The organism is Parabacteroides sp. (assembly GCF_977054455.1).
In genome coordinates this window covers 153,780-170,130 of the sequence record NZ_CDRTCT010000002.1, presented here as the reverse complement: position 1 = coordinate 170,130, position 16,351 = coordinate 153,780, and the positions used below count along the sequence as shown (strand labels likewise).

At 44.5% G+C, this 16,351-nt stretch carries 15 protein-coding genes; 9 read left to right on the top strand and 6 right to left on the bottom strand.

The window, feature by feature from the left end; genetic code table 11:
• Positions 1-56: 56 nt before the first annotated feature.
• Positions 57-284 carry a helix-turn-helix domain-containing protein gene (locus ACW6QF_RS01655; RefSeq protein WP_298553366.1) on the bottom strand — a complete coding sequence of 76 codons (228 nt, stop codon included), beginning with the start codon at positions 282-284 and terminating at the stop codon, positions 57-59.
• 263 nt (positions 285-547) lie between these two features.
• Here ACW6QF_RS01655 and ACW6QF_RS01650 point away from each other — a divergent pair, with 263 nt between their 5' ends.
• From ACW6QF_RS01650 to ACW6QF_RS01635, 4 genes are all read left to right on the top strand, one after another.
• Positions 548-1,141 (top strand): DNA-3-methyladenine glycosylase I, encoded by a 594-nt coding sequence (locus tag ACW6QF_RS01650; RefSeq protein ID WP_456086570.1) that lies wholly within the window; start codon positions 548-550, stop codon positions 1,139-1,141.
• Positions 1,142-1,394: 253 nt separating this feature from the next.
• On the top strand, positions 1,395-1,703 hold the full coding sequence (locus ACW6QF_RS01645; RefSeq protein ID WP_298553370.1) for an RNA recognition motif domain-containing protein: 309 nt from the start codon (positions 1,395-1,397) through the stop codon (positions 1,701-1,703).
• 324 nt (positions 1,704-2,027) lie between these two features.
• The gene (locus tag ACW6QF_RS01640; protein ID WP_298553371.1) at positions 2,028-2,486 is read left to right on the top strand and encodes a cold-shock protein; all 459 of its coding nucleotides are present in this window, start codon (positions 2,028-2,030) and stop codon (positions 2,484-2,486) included.
• Positions 2,487-2,823: 337 nt separating this feature from the next.
• Positions 2,824-3,423, top strand: coding sequence for a MarC family protein (locus ACW6QF_RS01635; protein WP_298553373.1), 600 nt, complete (start codon positions 2,824-2,826; stop codon positions 3,421-3,423).
• 8 nt (positions 3,424-3,431) lie between these two features.
• Here the strand turns inward: ACW6QF_RS01635 and ACW6QF_RS01630 are convergent, their stop codons facing one another.
• From ACW6QF_RS01630 to ACW6QF_RS01610, 5 genes are all read right to left on the bottom strand, one after another.
• The gene (locus ACW6QF_RS01630; protein ID WP_456086569.1) at positions 3,432-4,286 is read right to left on the bottom strand and encodes a M23 family metallopeptidase; all 855 of its coding nucleotides are present in this window, start codon (positions 4,284-4,286) and stop codon (positions 3,432-3,434) included.
• Positions 4,287-4,482: 196 nt separating this feature from the next.
• Positions 4,483-5,655, bottom strand: a complete 1,173-nt coding sequence (gene uxuA, locus ACW6QF_RS01625) for a mannonate dehydratase (protein WP_456086568.1) — start codon at positions 5,653-5,655, stop codon at positions 4,483-4,485.
• 23 nt (positions 5,656-5,678) lie between these two features.
• On the bottom strand, positions 5,679-6,491 hold the full coding sequence (locus ACW6QF_RS01620; RefSeq protein WP_456086567.1) for an SDR family oxidoreductase: 813 nt from the start codon (positions 6,489-6,491) through the stop codon (positions 5,679-5,681).
• A gap of 132 nt (positions 6,492-6,623) precedes the next feature.
• Positions 6,624-7,679 (bottom strand): LacI family DNA-binding transcriptional regulator, encoded by a 1,056-nt coding sequence (locus ACW6QF_RS01615; protein ID WP_456086566.1) that lies wholly within the window; start codon positions 7,677-7,679, stop codon positions 6,624-6,626.
• Positions 7,680-7,748: 69 nt separating this feature from the next.
• Positions 7,749-8,390 carry a hypothetical protein gene (locus ACW6QF_RS01610; RefSeq protein ID WP_298553383.1) on the bottom strand — a complete coding sequence of 214 codons (642 nt, stop codon included), beginning with the start codon at positions 8,388-8,390 and terminating at the stop codon, positions 7,749-7,751.
• Positions 8,391-8,765: 375 nt separating this feature from the next.
• Here ACW6QF_RS01610 and ACW6QF_RS01605 point away from each other — a divergent pair, with 375 nt between their 5' ends.
• From ACW6QF_RS01605 to ACW6QF_RS01585, 5 genes are all read left to right on the top strand, one after another.
• Complete coding sequence (locus tag ACW6QF_RS01605; protein WP_298553386.1) at positions 8,766-9,977, top strand: efflux RND transporter periplasmic adaptor subunit; 1,212 nt, start codon at positions 8,766-8,768, stop codon at positions 9,975-9,977.
• Between the two features lie 32 nt (positions 9,978-10,009).
• Positions 10,010-13,228, top strand: a complete 3,219-nt coding sequence (locus ACW6QF_RS01600; protein WP_298553388.1) for an efflux RND transporter permease subunit — start codon at positions 10,010-10,012, stop codon at positions 13,226-13,228.
• Between the two features lie 3 nt (positions 13,229-13,231).
• Positions 13,232-14,623: an efflux transporter outer membrane subunit gene (locus ACW6QF_RS01595; RefSeq protein WP_456086565.1), complete on the top strand. Its 1,392-nt coding sequence runs from the start codon at positions 13,232-13,234 to the stop codon at positions 14,621-14,623.
• Between the two features lie 34 nt (positions 14,624-14,657).
• A complete protein-coding gene (gene lpxA / locus ACW6QF_RS01590) occupies positions 14,658-15,425 on the top strand; it encodes an acyl-ACP--UDP-N-acetylglucosamine O-acyltransferase (RefSeq protein WP_456086564.1) in 768 nt (255 codons plus the stop codon).
• Between the two features lie 115 nt (positions 15,426-15,540).
• On the top strand, positions 15,541-16,281 hold the full coding sequence (locus tag ACW6QF_RS01585; protein ID WP_298553394.1) for a 3-keto-disaccharide hydrolase: 741 nt from the start codon (positions 15,541-15,543) through the stop codon (positions 16,279-16,281).
• The last annotated feature ends 70 nt before the right edge of the window (positions 16,282-16,351 follow it).

Genomic DNA, 16,351 nt, shown 5'->3' with positions numbered 1-16,351 from the left:
TATTATTTAAAATTTTCTGTTGATGGATTGAGTTCTTATCATATATAATATGAAAGTTATTCCAGGGCTTGGTCGGGGAAAAAATAACTGAAGCTACACCCAAACACCCGGACAATTTCGTTAAGATGGTTTAAATTATACTTTGCTCTTTTTCGTGGATTTTCACAGTCACGGATAAATCCCTGACTCAAGTTTATGTTATCACCAAATTCTCTCTGGGACATTCCTTTTTCTATACGGAGTTCTTTCACTCTTTGAATTACAAAATCTTCTATTTGTGTCATACATTCTTCCTTTTGTCAAAGGAAGAACTCTTTGCATAAATATTAGAGGGTACATGTGCTCTTGTATAATGTATGTATATTTTCCTCACTGTAGAAGAACATAGTATCATGATAGTTTTAGCGTGATGATAGCTTTCAGTACTAATCTTTTTTTCTCCTTTGAATAAATATGACGGTTTAAAGAATTTGTTGAAAAGTTTTTAGACTGCTCTCTTGTGTATGCATCTTTAATAAATACCTTTGAGAATTATAAATCATGAAAGATGGAAGATATTATAAATAGACGTTGTGGTTGGGCTGGAACTGACGATTTGTATGTGAAATATCACGATGAGGAATGGGGGCGATTGATTACCGATGATAAAACCTTATTCGAATTTCTGGTTCTGGAGAGTGCTCAGGCTGGATTGGCTTGGATTACAATTCTTCGCAAACGCGAAGGATATAAAAAGGCATTTTGCAACTTCGATGTTGAGAAAGTGGCCTCGATGACCTCGGATGATATTGACCGGTTGATGCTTTTTGATGGGATTGTCAGGAATCGGCTGAAGATCGCATCCGCCATCACGAATGCCAAATGTTTTATGGCGATTCAAAAGGAATTTGGCAGTTTCTATAATTATACGTTATCATTTCTTCCCGGACAGAAACCGATTGTAAACCGTTTTAAATCATTAAAGGAGATTCCTGCTACGACTCCGGAATCGGACGCAATGAGCAAGGATATGAAGAAACGAGGATTTAAGTTCTTCGGTTCTACTATATGTTATGCTCATATGCAGGCGACAGGGTTTGTTAATGATCACTTGGAAGGATGTTTTTGCAGGGAGAAGATTCTTGCTGATTGCCCCGTTTAGCGGTTTCTGGAGGGTAAACGCTCTTTACGAAGTGGGCGTATAATCCGGATAATAGGACTGTTTTGCCGGTCTTAACAAGAAAAATGACAATTTATAGGGTGATAATAGTTGTTGGTTTGATTAATAGTGTTACCTTTGAGTCAGAGTTTGAGTTACGTATTATTAGCGTATAGTTCTTCTTTATTATTAAGTAGGCCTCTCCATTAATTTTCCTCTCATACCCTATTAGTATTTATTAAAAACGAAATTTTAAATGAACATTTACATTACAGGTTTGAATTATAGCATTAATGATGCTGATTTGAATGATTTGTTTGCAGAGTATGGAGAGATTACGTCTGCAAAAGTTATCATGGACAGAGAAACTGGAAGATCCAGAGGATTCGGTTTTGTTGAAATGGTAAACGATGCTGATGGCGAAAAGGCTATCGAGGCGCTTAATGGAGCTGAATTTGAGAAAAAAGTGATCTCGGTAAGCGTGGCCCGTCCCCGTGCCGAAAAACCTTCAAACGGCGGATACCGTGAAAGAAGAGGTGGTTATAGTAATTCCAGACGATATTGATCTCCTGATATATGGGGGTATGTCATAAATCTGTATATTAGAACATAGATAACACAGATGAGACGGATTCACACAGATTGATTATTGTAGATCAATAAAATAAAAATCTGCGGTTCTCTGTCGGATCTGTGTCATCTGCGTTCCGTTTTCTATTTTTGACACTCCTTCATGACTCTCCCATAGCTTATAGTTAGCTCCTACTCTTCAATGCAATAGCAGGGATTTTTTTATATCCTGCGTTTCCATATTCCGGAAATACCTTGGCATTCCACTCCGAACCTTTACATAAGAGGTTGATTATTAATGTAATTAAATATAGATTAAATGGCAAAATCCGTAACATACAATAAACGAGAAAACGAAAAAAAGAAACAAGCCCGGCGGGCAGAAAAACAAAAAAAGAAGGAAGACAGAAAACTACTTGGCAAAGCGAATAGTTTTGATGATATGATCGCTTATGTGGATGAAAATGGTGTGATTACATCGACCCCTCCCGAAGTGAATCCTAATAAAGAAGAGATTAAACAAGAAGAGATTCTCATCTCGACTCCCAAAAAAGAAGATATAGAGACGCCTTCCGTACTGAAAGGGAGGGTTGATTATTTTAATGAATCAAAAGGTTATGGTTTTATCAAAGACCTTGATAGTGCCGAGAAGTATTTTTTTCATGTCAGCAATAATACACTGACCGATATTTCGGAAACTGACATCGTTACTTTTGAACTTGAACGCGGTCTGAGGGGGATGAATGCGATTAATATTCGTATTGAAAACGAATCCTGACAAGATACAATAAATCTTGGAAAGTCTTTTAGAGTCATGATTTATTGTTCAGAAAGCTCACGATATAGGTGGCTATCGGGGGCCTTCTTTGACTATTTCGGTTCGTTGAGTGAAGACCAGTGATAAAATGATGGCGACCATCACTAAGGTGAAATCGAAAATGGGCTTGAATTTACCGGACTTTTTATTGTAACGGCTGGCGGTGTAGTTGACTTGGGGCTTGATCTCTAATAGGACATCGATAGAAAAACATTATTCATCGAAGCGATTGTTACTATTTGTCAATCGCTTGTTGGGAAAGATTTAGTACCTTTAGAGCAATTAAAAAGAGTATCTTATGTTTGAAAGTTTTGATTTTCAGCAAATGATCAGTGCATTCATTGTATTATTTGCAGTGATTGATATTATTGGTTCCATTCCGATTATTATCAATTTGAAAGAAAAGGGTAAGGATGTGAACGCCATGAAGGCGACGGTTATCTCTTTTTTGTTGATGATCGGATTCTTTTATGCAGGTGATGTCCTGCTGCGGCTTTTCCATGTGGATATCGAATCGTTTGCAGTAGCTGGTTCGTTTGTTATTTTCCTGTTGTCGCTGGAGATGATACTCGATATAGAAATCTTTAAAAACCAAGGACCGATAAAAGAGGCGACTCTGGTTCCGTTGGTCTTTCCTTTACTGGCCGGTGCCGGCTCGTTTACCACATTGTTGTCTTTGAGGGCGGAGTATGCCAGTGTCAATATAGTGATAGCTTTAATACTGAATATGATATGGGTTTATTTTGTTGTCCGTATGACAGCCCGTATCGAACGTTTTTTTGGAAAAGGCGGAATCTACATTATCCGGAAATTCTTCGGCATTATTCTGTTGGCGATATCAGTCCGCTTGTTTACCGTCAATATCAATCTTCTGGTAGAAGCACTGCAAGGGCATTGAAAAGGAATTTATAAAGTTTCCTTTTCGCTATCTATTTGTCCTTTGTTTTTGCGGGCGGCAGGTGAATAACTGTAATCGCCTGCAAACTGATGTGGCATTAGCTCGACGGATTTTACTGCGATTTTGTTGCCTTTTTTGGTGAATACCAAGCATTGATCGTTAAGTTTTCGTTCTTGCAGGTCGAATACTAAATTCGGATTGAAGTGTTGCCCGTTTACCCGTACTTCAAAATGAAGATGTTCGGTCGTGGCCCTTCCGGTACGTCCGGTCAGGGCAATCGGTTGTCCGGCTTTTACATAATCTCCCGGCTTTACCAGATTCTTGGAGTTATGACTGTAGACTGTTTCTAATCCGTTGTAGTGGCGTACGACAATAACATTTCCGTATGCATAATAGGGTTTTGCTAAACGGACAATTCCATCGAAAGCCGATACAATCGTATCATTGGCACGGGTTTTCAGATCGACACCCGAATGGTGTTTCCTGCGTCCGGCATACGGGGATATTACTTTTGCTCCGGGTAAGGGGAATGCATAATCTTCTTTTTGTACCAAACTTAAATCTATAAGCATCGAATTTTCTTCCGCCATCAGTAATGGATCTGATGCGGCAATATCGCTTTTTTCCCTGCTGGAAAAGTTTTCTGTAATATTTTTGCGGGGAGATGTTTGTTTGTTCAGTTTCGGTTCTTCCGGAAACAGAAAAGCAAAGTCTGTATTAGGAAGAGGAATATCCGTTGTCGGCAGAACTAAGAGCGATTCCTGCTGCGGCGCAGGTTGCGTCTGGGCAGTCCATAAAGAATGGCATGCGCTTAACACGAGTAAGAAGATGACTGACAGTATGCTGTAGTGTGTTTTAGACATTTTGTGAAATTGTTAGCGCTACAAAAATAGGGAAAAACGGTTAAAATCGCTATCTTCTTTTTCTTTGTTTACATATCATTCTGATTTCTTTATATTTATTTTCGTTTTGAAAAGAGCGGAAAAGGGAAAAAGAAAGGCGTCCGAAAAAGAGTCGAACGCCTTTGAATGTCAAACTATTTGTGATTACTTGTCTCTATTATTTAAATAAAGAACGAGCAATACCCAGTTCCAAGCCACGCAATTCAGCCAAGCTACGCAAACGACCGATACAGGAATAACCCGGATTTGTTTTCTTGTGCAAGTCATCGATCATCTGATGGCCGTGATCCGGACGCATCGCGATCGAACAACCGCGTTCCTGTTCGATTTCAAGAAGTGCCTTCATTACTTCATAAACGTTCACGTCGCCTTCCAATAGGTTTGCTTCGAAGAAGTTTCCGGCTTCGTCGCGTTTGGTACTGCGAATATGGACAAAGTCGATACGGTCGCCAAAACGCTTCATCATGCCTGCCAGGTCATTGTCGCCACGAACGCCGAATGAACCGGTGCAGAGACATAAACCGTTACTTTTGTTCGGCACGGCTTCGATCAATTTGCGAAAATCTTCTTCAGTACTCAAGATACGGGGCAAGCCCAGGATCGAGTAGGGTGGATCGTCCGGATGGATGACCATACGTACGCCTACTTCGTCGGCAACCGGAGTGATCTCTTTCAGGAAATAAATCAAGTTGGCCCGAAGTCTTTCTGCATCGATATCTTTATAACGATCCAGTTCGGCACGGAACTGATCCAATGTAAAGCTTTCTTCCGAACCCGGTAAACCGGCGATCATGTTACGAACCAGCAATGCTTTGTCATCTTCGCTCATTTCGTCGAGGCGGGCCTTTGCAATCGCTTTTTCTTCGTCTGTATATTCTTGTTCTGCAGCAGGGCGTTTCAAAATATAAAGATCGAAAGCCATGAAAGCAGCACGTTCGAAACGCAATGCTTTGGAACCGTCCGGCATGGTGTAGGCCAAGTTGGTACGGGTCCAGTCCAGAACCGGCATAAAGTTGTAAGTGATCACACGGATATCACAAGCTGCCAGGTTACGGATGCTTTCTTTGTAATTGTCGATATATTTCTGGAAATCTCCACTCTGTGTCTTGATATGTTCATGTACAGGTACACTTTCCACTACGCTCCAGCGTAAGCCGGCAGCTTCGATCATATCCTTGCGTTTCTGGATTTCTTCAACTGTCCATACTTCTCCGTTCGGGATATGGTGCAAGGCATTTACGATTCCGGTAGCACCGGCTTGGCGGATATCGGAAAGGCTAACTGGATCGTTCGGTCCGTACCAGCGCCATGTTTGTTCGCATAAATACATAATGTCTTGTTTTAATTGTGAGATTAAATAGAAAAAGCATCAAAACCACCGTCTACGATAGCGATTGTTCCGGTTACGAATTTGGAAGCGTCGCTGATCAGATACTGGATCGTACCAAACAGTTCATCCGGTGTACCCAGACGTCTGAACGGAGTATGTGCAATAACGGATTCGGCACGCGGAGTGTAGGATCCGTCCGGATTAGTCATCAAAGTACGGTTCTGTTCCGTCAGGAAGAATCCCGGAGCGATTGCATTTACACGCAAACCTTCTCCGAATTTGATCGCCAATTCACCGGCCAGGTATTTAGTCAGGTTGGAGATGGCTGCTTTAGCCGCGCCATAACCAACTACACGGGTAAGCGGACGCAAGGCGGATTCGGAAGAGAAGTTGACAATAGCACCTTCTTTCTGGTTTGCCATTACATCGGCAAATACCATTGTCGGGAGAACTGTTCCGAACAGGTTCAGGTCTACCACCTTACGGAAAGCGTCGATGTTCAGGTCAAAAATCGTGCTGTCCGGTCCGATAGTCGCACCTGCCATATTTCCGCCGGCTGCATTCAGCAACGCATCGATACGACCGTATTTGGCCAGGATATCTTTTTTGTTCTGTTCCAGAACTTCTTTGTTTAATACGTCAGTCAGGAAAAAACTTACTTCTCCGCCTTTAGCTTTGATGTCGGCTACAATCTGTTCACCAACTTCGGCTGCACGATCGAGAATAACGATTTTGGCACCTTCTTCAGCCAAATGGCCTGCAATACCTCTACCTAAAATTCCGGCTCCACCGGTAATAATGACAACTTTGTCTTTAACGCAAAATAAATTAGCCATATTTTTATTGTTTATGATTGTGATAATTTCATTGTTACTATCCCATTGTGCTCGCGCACACATTGGGTACAAATGTATAGTATTTATTTATCAAACAAAAAGAAAACAGGGAAAAAATACCTTTTTATGTTTTCAAATATAATTGTTATAATATTTGATATTCTCTTTCATCAGGATATCGATCGGCATATAATTGATCTGTTCGACTTTTTCCTTGAGGACCAGGTGGCGGAACAGTGCCCGTATGCAATTGAATCCCTGTACTTCCGGCCGTTGGGCGATCAGGTGCGTGATGGAACCGTCATTCAGGCAAGTGATATTCGGGTCTATCACGTCATAGCCGATCAATCTGAATTTTCCTCCTTTGTCACGGAAGTACTTTCCCAGTAAGTGGGCGCGGGAGTTGAATATGATACCGGCGTTCACTTCCTTATGCTCTTCTAAAAAAGCATCGAGGATGCTTATGTTCTTTTCCGGCTCGTCAGCGTGCAGCTGTACGGAATAGATGCGCCCGTCGTAGTCCTTTTCTGCCAGATAATTCCTGAAGCCTTCCTCGCGTTTCATTACCTGGGTCACCTGCATTTCTCCTTTGCGGATAAAGCGGAAGATTGCGATGTTTTCGGTCGGGTTGATTTGTTCGTACAGCAGACGGCCGGCAATATATCCGGAGTCATACGAATTGGTTCCGTAATAGGCCACGCAATTGGTGTTTTCGATGAATGCATCTATCAGTATATAAGGTATCTGTAGCTGATCCAACCTGGATGCGAGTTTGATAACGCTGTCGTGGAATTGTGTTGCGATCACGACTCCCTGGCAGTCGGCTTTTTCGATTTGGGGAATGAGCTCGTCGAAACTGCTCTTGTCGTATTGGTTGAAGCATATACGTTCGACTTCTACGTTGTAGCTGAAAAGTTCCTGTTCCGCTTTATCTATCCCTTCACAAAGTTTATCCCAATATTCGCCTTTTGCAAAAGAAGGGATCAGTGTGATGAAATGGTAGTTCTTTTTTAGTGCAAGAGAACGGGCTATCAGGTTCGGGTGATAGTCTATTTCTTTTAAGACTTTTTCTACTTTTTTCTGTGCCTCTTCGGATACTTTGCCTCGGTTGTGTAATATGCGGTCGACAGTTCCGGTCGAAACACCGGACATCTCTGCAATGTCTTTGATTCTATATGTCTTACCCATAGGTTGGAAAGCTATACAGCCCGCAGAATGTTTATTTTTGCGGGCTGTTGTCTGTTTTTATTGATTTAATTATTGTAGTTGTTGTACTTCTTCTTCCGTTGAAATTGTATTTAATTTTCTGAATGTGTAGCACTGCATCATAAAGATAAGAGGAATAGCTACGAAAACACCGACGACAAACAATATACAGCCGATGATCGCGATGCCGATCATTGCCAGCAACAATAAGAATAACGGCATTACCTGTCCTTGTGTCAGATTCCAGCTTTTTTGCAAGGATTCTATGATTCCGCAATCTTCTTCCACGATGTAGGCGGCAAAAAATTGTAAACGGATCCCCAGGTAAATCCCCGGAACAATCAGCAAGAATGCACCGATAGTCACCACGATACCTACAATAAGGCTGGCGATAAAATAAGTGACGATTTTACGGGACTGTTGTCCATAAGCCGAAAACTGTGGCTCTTCCCCATCCATTGTCTGGAACAGGTTCTTGATGTATCCCAGCATAAAAGCGCTGTATATCGCGGCGCTTATCAGATACACAATGATTTGCCCGACCATCGATCCTTGTGCCGGCATGCCGAACAGGCTAATGATCATTGACAGGATAAAATACCCGATATACAGTCCTACCAGTACCCAAATCTGAGATTTAGTGTACTTCCATGAAGTGCCGAACACTTCCGATATCATAAACTTTGGTTCCATGTGAATTGATAATTTAGGTTATATAAGCCGTAAAATTAGGATAAATTATTGAATAAACAAATTCCGTGTTAAAATTATGTAGCAATTTAAACGAATATATTTTCGATCGGTCAAAGTCCTGATATATCTCTGATACAGAAATACAAAATAAGCGGTTTTTTAGTATAAAAGATTGTATAAACGGAAAAAGTACAACAAAAAGATTCTACATTTGTACGCTTTTTATGAGGAATAGGCTATGAACCCATAAATTTTGAACAGCATCGTTGTGGAATTTTTACTATGGTGCAGCGGATCTCACCCGTTGCGATGGCTTTAACGGTCTTACTAATGACTAAAAAACGAAAATAGGTAGAATATATATAAATAATGAATATGGATAAACAAATGTTGAGAACTACTATTACCCAATTGAGGCAAATCGCATTGTTTGCAGTAGGGGTGTCTTTATTAACCGCTTGTGGAAACAGTCAAAGCGGTATGAAGTTAGGGGATAATGAGTTTGCTGTTCTTGCTGTCAATTCGACAACGAGCGACCAGTCGACTTCCTATCCGGCCACGATCAGAGGAACGCAGGATATCGAGGTGCGCCCCCAGGTTTCGGGTTTTATTGTTAAGTTATGTGTGGATGAAGGAGCAACTGTTCGTAAAGGGCAGGCTTTGTTCCAGATCGATCCGACCCAGTATGCAGCTGCGGTAGGACAGGCGAGAGCGGCTGTCGAGATGGCAAAAGCCAATGTCGCTACTCTGACTTTGACCGAAAAGAACAAAAAGGCTTTGTTCGATCAAAAGATCATCAGTGATTTTGAATATCAGACAGCGGTCAACCAACTCATGTCTGCCAAGGCAAGCCTGGCCCAAGCGGAAGCATCTTTGGTAAGCGCGAATCAGAATTTATCTTTCTGTACGGTGACGAGCCCGTCGAATGGCGTTGTCGGTACATTCCCGTACCGTATCGGAAGTTTGGTCAGCCCTTCTGTTTCACAGCCGTTGACAACCGTGTCCGAAATCAACGACGTGTATGTTTATTTCTCTATGACGGAGAAAGAGTTGTTGCGCCTGACAAGAGCCGGGGGAACTTTGAAAGAACAGTTGGAAAAGATGCCGGCTGTCCGCTTGCAGCTGTCCGACGGCACTACCTATCAGTCGGAAGGTAAGATCGATGCCGTTAGCGGCGTAATCGACCAATCTACCGGATCTGTCAGCATGCGCGCTGTTTTCCCGAATGATAAAAATATCCTGAGAAGCGGCGGTACCGGTAACATTATATTCCCGTACACGATGGATGGAATCATTATTATCCCTCAGTCCGCTACTGTCGAAATCCAGGACAAGAAGTTCGTTTTCGTCTTGCAGGCGGACAATTCCGTGAAAAATACGGAGATTCAGATCTCCAATCTGGATGACGGAAAGAATTACCTGGTGACGAATGGTTTGAAATCCGGCGATAAAATCGTGATTGAAGGCGTACAGAACCTCCGTGACGGCCAGGCTATCGAGCCGATCACCCCGGAACAGCAGAAAGCGAAATATGATCAGGCCTTGAAAGATCAGAATGAAGGTAATCTGAAGACCGCTTTTAATTAATAACTCCCATTTGTTCGTTAAAAACAGAAAATATGAAATTAGATAGATTTATAAACCGCCCGGTGCTCTCAACGGTGATCTCCATCCTGATTGTCATACTGGGTATATTAGGCTTGCTGTCCTTGCCTATTACCCAATATCCGGATATCGCCCCTCCAACCGTTTCGGTAAGAGCTACTTATACGGGTGCAAACGCGCAGACGGTATTGAATAGTGTGATTGCGCCGCTGGAAGATCAGATCAATGGTGTGGAAAACATGATGTACATGACTTCCAATGCTTCTAACAACGGATCTGCCGATATTTCCATTTACTTTAAGCAGGGAACCGACCCCGATATGGCTGCCGTAAACGTGCAGAACCGTGTTTCTATGGCACAAGGTTTGCTGCCCGCCGAAGTAACCAAGATCGGTGTAACGACCCAGAAACGTCAGAACTCCATGTTGGTCGTGTTCTCCGTCTATGACGCCGAGGACCGTTACGACCAGCGATTCATCGAGAACTATGCGAAGATCAACCTGATCCCCGAAGTACAGCGTGTACCCGGTGTCGGTGATGCGAACGTGTTAGGTACCGACTACTCCATGCGTATCTGGCTGAAACCGGATGTGATGGCACAGTACAACCTGGTTCCGAATGACGTTGCCGGTGTCCTGGCCGAGCAGAACGTGGAAGCCGCTCCGGGTTCGTTCGGCGAACAGGGGAACCAGAGTTTCCAGTACACGATTCGTTATAAGGGACGTTTGCAGGAGGTAAACGAGTTCGAAGACATGGTTGTGAAAGCCTTGCCGAATGGTGAAGTCCTCCGCATGAAAGATATCGCCGATATCGAATTGGGACGTCTGACCTATAACTTTGTCAATAAAGTAAACGGGCATAGCGCCGTAACCTGTATCGTCTATCAGATGGCGGGAACCAATGCGACGGAGACTATCAATAATATCCAGAACTTGTTGGAAGAGACGGAAAAGATATTGCCTCCGGGCTTGAAGATCGACGTCGGCATGAACGCGAACGACTTCTTGTACGCTTCTATCCATGAGGTGCTTAAGACATTGATCGAGGCCTTCATCCTGGTGTTTATCGTCGTGTATATCTTCTTGCAGGATATGCGTTCGACTTTGATTCCGGCTATCGCGATCCCGGTTGCGTTGATCGGTACGTTCTTCATGCTGTCGCTGATCGGCTTTAGCTTGAACTTGTTGACTCTTTGTGCTATGGTGCTCGCCATTGCGATTGTGGTCGATGATGCGATCGTGGTCGTCGAGGGAGTCCATGCCAAGCTGGACCAGGGTTACAAATCGGCGAAACTGGCTTCCATCGATGCCATGAACGAGTTGGGCGGTGCTATCGTCTCGATCACGTTGGTCATGATGTCCGTGTTTATCCCGGTAAGTTTCATGAGCGGTACGGCCGGTACATTCTATCGTCAGTTCGGTTTGACGATGGCTATCGCAATCGGTTTGTCCGCATTGAACGCCTTGACATTGAGCCCGGCTCTGTGTGCGATGTTCCTGAAGCCGCACGAAGAAGGACATGAGAAGAAATCGACTTTCGTTTCCCGTTTCCACGCTTCCTTCAATGCTGCATACGACTCTTTGCTGAATAGCTATAAAAAACGTGTCGTATTCTTTATCCAGAAGAAATGGCTTTCGTTCGGTATCGTTGCCGGATGTATCGTCTTGCTCGTCGTTTTGATGAATGCGACTCCGACAGGTATGGTTCCGAATGAAGATACCGGTACGATCATGGGGGCAGTGACGCTGCCGCCGGGAACTTCCCAGGAACGTACGATAGAGGTAATGAATAAGGTGGACAGCCTGATCGCTGCCGACCCGGCGGTCAAATCACGCACGGCCATCATCGGCTTCAGCTTCATCGGTGGTCAGGGACCTTCCTACGGTTCGTACATTATCAAGTTGAAAGACTGGGAAGAACGTTCCATGATGCAGAGTTCGGATATCGTGTATGGCAGTTTGTTCATGCGTGCGCAAAAGATCGTGAAGGATGCACAGGTGTTGTTCTTTACTCCGCCTATGATTCCGGGTTATTCCGCTTCCAGCGATATCGAGTTGAATATGCAGGATAAGACCGGTGGCGATCTGGAAAAATTCTTCGATGTGACGAAGCAATATACGGCAGCCTTGACCGCCCGTCCTGAAATCAAGTCGGCACAGAGTACCTTCAATCCGAACTTCCCGCAGTATATGATCGATATCGATGCGGCTGCCTGTAAGAAGGTGGGGATTAGCCCGAGCGATATTCTGGCAACCATGCAGGGATATTACGGTGGTCTGTATGCCTCCAACTTCAACCGTTTCGGTAAGATGTACCGTGTAATGGTCCAGGCTGATCCGGCTTTGCGTACCAATCTGGAATCATTGAAGAATATCAAAGTCCGCAATGGAAACGAAATGGCTCCTATCTCGCAGTTCGTATCTATTAAGAAAGTGTACGGTCCGGATATCATCAGTCGTTTCAATATGTACACCTCTATCAAAGTGATGGTTGCCCCGGCAGACGGTTACACCAGCGGTCAGGCATTGAAAGCGATCGAAGAAGTTGCCGGAACGACGCTTCCGACCGGTTTCGGATACGAGTTGGGAGGTATGGCGCGTGAAGAGGCCGAAACCAGCGGCAGCACGACCGGTTTGATCTTCCTGCTCTGTTTCGTATTCGTTTATTTGCTGTTGAGCGCCCAGTATGAAAGTTATATCCTGCCGTTGGCCGTATTGCTTTCCATCCCGTTCGGTTTGATGGGTAGCTTCCTGTTCGTGCAGGGGTGGGCCGCTTTGGGCAATATCCCGGCTCTGAAGATGCTCTTAGGTACGATGTCCAACAATATCTATATGCAGATCGCCTTGATCATGTTGGTCGGTTTGTTGGCGAAGAACGCCATCCTGATCGTAGAGTTTGCCCTCGACCGTCGCCGTATGGGGATGAGTATCACGTGGGCTGCCGTTTTAGGGGCTGCCGCCCGCTTGCGTCCTATCCTGATGACATCACTGGCCATGGTTGTCGGTCTGTTGCCTATGATGTTCGCGTTCGGTGTCGGTGCTCACGGTAACCGTACTTTGGGTACTGCTGCCATCGGAGGTATGTTTATCGGTATGATCTTCCAGATTTTTATCGTTCCGGTTCTGTTTGTGGTATTCCAATACTTGCAGGAGAGATTCAAGCCTATCGAATGGGAAGATCTGGATAACAGCGATATGAATACGGAAATAGAACAGTACGCAAAAACAAAATAAGAGATGACAATGAAGAAACAGATTATATATATGGTGTGTGCAACCGCTCTTTTGAGCAGTTGCCACATCTATAAAGCATATGACCGTCCGGATACGATCGAAACTTCCGGTATCTACCGTGATCCGGTATCGGCTACCGATACGTTGGGCGCAACCGATACAACCAATATGGGAAACCTGCCCTGGAAGGAAGTTTTCCGTGATCCGAAATTGCAGGTCTTGATTGAAGAAGGGTTGGCAAACAATGTGGATATGCAAGCCGCTATCCTGCGGGTCGAGGAGGCTAAGTTATTGCTGACTTCCGCCCGCCTGTCTTTTCTCCCTTCTCTGAATTTAGCTCCCCAAGGTTCCGTTACGACGATCGGCAACTCTGATTATGCAAAAGCTTATACCTTGCCGGCAGCAGCCAGTTGGGAAGTGGATTTGTTTGGTAAACTGTTGAATGCAAGTCGTGGACAAAAAGCCGCTTATTTGCAAAGCCAATACACGCAGCAAGCGATACGTTCACAGTTGATCAGCGGAATCGCCAATACCTACTTTACCTTGTTGATGCTGGACCGCCAGGTGGAGATTACTTCCAAGACGGTGGATATCTACAAAGAGAATGTGCGGGTTATGGAGGCGATGAAGATTGCCGGCATGACAACCGAGGCCGCAGTCGTCCAGATGCGTGCCGTGTTCCATCAGGTGTCCGGTTCGTTGATCGAACTGAAACGTCAGGTGCGTGAGGTGGAGAACTCTTTGTCCGTATTGCTCGCGAAAGCACCGCAGTCCATTGATCGCAGTACGCTCGAAGACCAGGTAATGCCGGAAGAACTGATGGCGGGTGTTCCTTTGCAATTGTTGGAAAACCGTCCGGATGTGAAGATGGCTGAAATGACATTGGCCGGCGCTTATTATACGACCAACAAGGCCCGTGCCGCCTTTTATCCGGGACTCAATATCACGGCGACAGCCGGTTGGACGAACGGTTCGGGCATTACGGTTTCCAATCCGGGACAGTTTATGTTCCAGGCGTTGGCTTCGCTGGCACAGCCTATCTTTAACAATGGTAAGCTGGTGGCTAACCTGAAAATCTCAAAAGCGGAAGAGCAGATTGCCAAGATGAACTACCAGCAGACGATCCTGGAAGCAGGAAAGGAAGTGAGCGACGCCTTGCATCTTTATGACGCGACAGATCGGAAACTTGTCCAGGACAAGGCTCAGATAGAAGAGTTGGAAAAGGCGGTAACCTATACCAATGCTTTGTTCCAGTCCGGACAGTCCACTTATCTGGAAATTCTTTCTGCCCAGCAGAGTCTGCTCAGTGCGCAGTTGACGGAAGTCTCCGACAATGTCCAGCGTATGCAGGCTGTTATCAATTTATATAGTGCCGTCGGTGGCGGAAGAGAGTAAAAAGCAATTGTCAATTAAAAAAGAGATTATTATTATGATTAGTCCGTTAGCTTATATAGATGCAAGCGCGAAGTTAGGAGCGAACGTAACCGTCCATCCGTTTGCATACATCGACAAGAATGTGGAAATAGGGGATGACTGCGAGATCATGCCTCATGCCAGCATCATGAGCGGAACCCGCATGGGAAAGAGAAACCGCGTCTTCAATGGCGCTGTCATTGCTGCCGAACCGCAGGATTTTAAATACAAAGGAGACGATACGATCGTCGAAATCGGAGATGATAACGTGATCCGTGAAAACGTGGTGATCAACCGTGCGACCCTTCCTGATGGAAAGACGATCATCGGCAATGGCAATTTCCTGCATGAAGGCGTACATGTTTCCCACGACACGCATATCGGTAATCATAGCGTGTTTGGCTACGGGAGCAAGATATCCGGCAACTGCATGATTGAAGATTATGTGATTTTCGGAGGTAATGTATTGGTGAGCCAGAATTGCCGTGTCGGGACTTGGTCGATGACGCAGACCGGTTGCCGTTTTCGCAAGGACGTGCCCCCTTATATTGTTGCCGCATTGGAGCCAACCACCTATTACGGGGTAAATTCCGTAATCCTGATGCACGAGGGCATGAGTGAAAAGGTCGTAAAACATATCAGCCATGCTTACCGTATCATCTATCAAGGCAACACCAGTATATTCGATGCCCTGCTGATGATCAAGGACCAGGTCCCGATGAGCGATGAAATTCAGCATATCATCGACTTCGTCAATGCTTCGAAGTTGGGGATTATCAAATAAAATCGGATGATCCGAACTGAAAAGAAAGAGTTGTTCTTTATGGAGCAGCTCTTTTTTTATTTATCTTTGCTCAGTTTTAATATTCTCAATGTCTAATTTAAAAATGAAATGTAACATGAAAAACGTATTGAAATCGTTTGTGGTCCTTTTGGCCGTTATGGCTGCTGTCCCATCTTTTGCGCAAAAAGCGAATAACACGTTGACTGAAAAAGAAAAGAAACAAGGTTGGACCTTGCTGTTCAACGGGAAAGATTTTACCGGTTGGAGACAATGCAACAATACAGGAATGGCTTCGAACTGGGTAATCGAAGACGAAGCGATGAAAGTCTTTACCGCTCCGGGCAAGAAACCGGGACATGGTGCAGGAGGCGATATCCTGTATAAGGAAAAGAAATACAAGAACTTTGAACTGTCTGTTGATTGGAAAACCAGCAAAATGGGAAATTCAGGCATCTTCTACTATGTACGTGAAGTTCCGGGCAAACCGATCTATTATGCAGCTCCCGAAGTGCAGGTCTTGGATAATGTGGATGCTACCGACAACAAGTTGGCCAACCACCTTGCCGGCTCTTTGTATGATATGCTTCCTGCCGATCCGAAAACGGTGAAACCTGCCGGCGAATGGAACACGATCGTAATCAAAGTGAAGGATGGCAAGGTGACGCATACCCAGAACGGTAAAAAGGTCGTTCAGTACACTTTGTGGAGCAAAGAGTGGGATGAGTTGGTTGCCAATAGCAAATTCAAGGATTTTGAAGGTTTTCAGGAAGGTATTTCCCATGAAGGTTATATCGGCTTGCAAGATCATGGCTATCCCATTTGGTTCCGTAACATCAAGATTCGGGAATTGAAGTAAGTGATTGCCTAAGAATATGAGCTGATTGGTAAATCTTAATTTAACGGTCGCCGCCCATTGTCCAATCGGC

What these genes read in the sequence shown, in the direction of transcription:
- ACW6QF_RS01655 (WP_298553366.1), bottom strand. Translation starts at nt 284, where the DNA reads ATGACACAAATAGAAGATTTTGTAATTCAAAGAGTGAAAGAACTCCGT.
- ACW6QF_RS01650 (WP_456086570.1), top strand. Translation starts at nt 548, where the DNA reads ATGGAAGATATTATAAATAGACGTTGTGGTTGGGCTGGAACTGACGAT.
- ACW6QF_RS01645 (WP_298553370.1), top strand. Translation starts at nt 1,395, where the DNA reads ATGAACATTTACATTACAGGTTTGAATTATAGCATTAATGATGCTGAT.
- ACW6QF_RS01640 (WP_298553371.1), top strand. Translation starts at nt 2,028, where the DNA reads ATGGCAAAATCCGTAACATACAATAAACGAGAAAACGAAAAAAAGAAA.
- ACW6QF_RS01635 (WP_298553373.1), top strand. Translation starts at nt 2,824, where the DNA reads ATGTTTGAAAGTTTTGATTTTCAGCAAATGATCAGTGCATTCATTGTA.
- ACW6QF_RS01630 (WP_456086569.1), bottom strand. Translation starts at nt 4,286, where the DNA reads ATGTCTAAAACACACTACAGCATACTGTCAGTCATCTTCTTACTCGTG.
- uxuA (WP_456086568.1), bottom strand. Translation starts at nt 5,655, where the DNA reads ATGTATTTATGCGAACAAACATGGCGCTGGTACGGACCGAACGATCCA.
- ACW6QF_RS01620 (WP_456086567.1), bottom strand. Translation starts at nt 6,491, where the DNA reads ATGGCTAATTTATTTTGCGTTAAAGACAAAGTTGTCATTATTACCGGT.
- ACW6QF_RS01615 (WP_456086566.1), bottom strand. Translation starts at nt 7,679, where the DNA reads ATGGGTAAGACATATAGAATCAAAGACATTGCAGAGATGTCCGGTGTT.
- ACW6QF_RS01610 (WP_298553383.1), bottom strand. Translation starts at nt 8,390, where the DNA reads ATGGAACCAAAGTTTATGATATCGGAAGTGTTCGGCACTTCATGGAAG.
- ACW6QF_RS01605 (WP_298553386.1), top strand. Translation starts at nt 8,766, where the DNA reads ATGGATAAACAAATGTTGAGAACTACTATTACCCAATTGAGGCAAATC.
- ACW6QF_RS01600 (WP_298553388.1), top strand. Translation starts at nt 10,010, where the DNA reads ATGAAATTAGATAGATTTATAAACCGCCCGGTGCTCTCAACGGTGATC.
- ACW6QF_RS01595 (WP_456086565.1), top strand. Translation starts at nt 13,232, where the DNA reads ATGACAATGAAGAAACAGATTATATATATGGTGTGTGCAACCGCTCTT.
- lpxA (WP_456086564.1), top strand. Translation starts at nt 14,658, where the DNA reads ATGATTAGTCCGTTAGCTTATATAGATGCAAGCGCGAAGTTAGGAGCG.
- ACW6QF_RS01585 (WP_298553394.1), top strand. Translation starts at nt 15,541, where the DNA reads ATGAAAAACGTATTGAAATCGTTTGTGGTCCTTTTGGCCGTTATGGCT.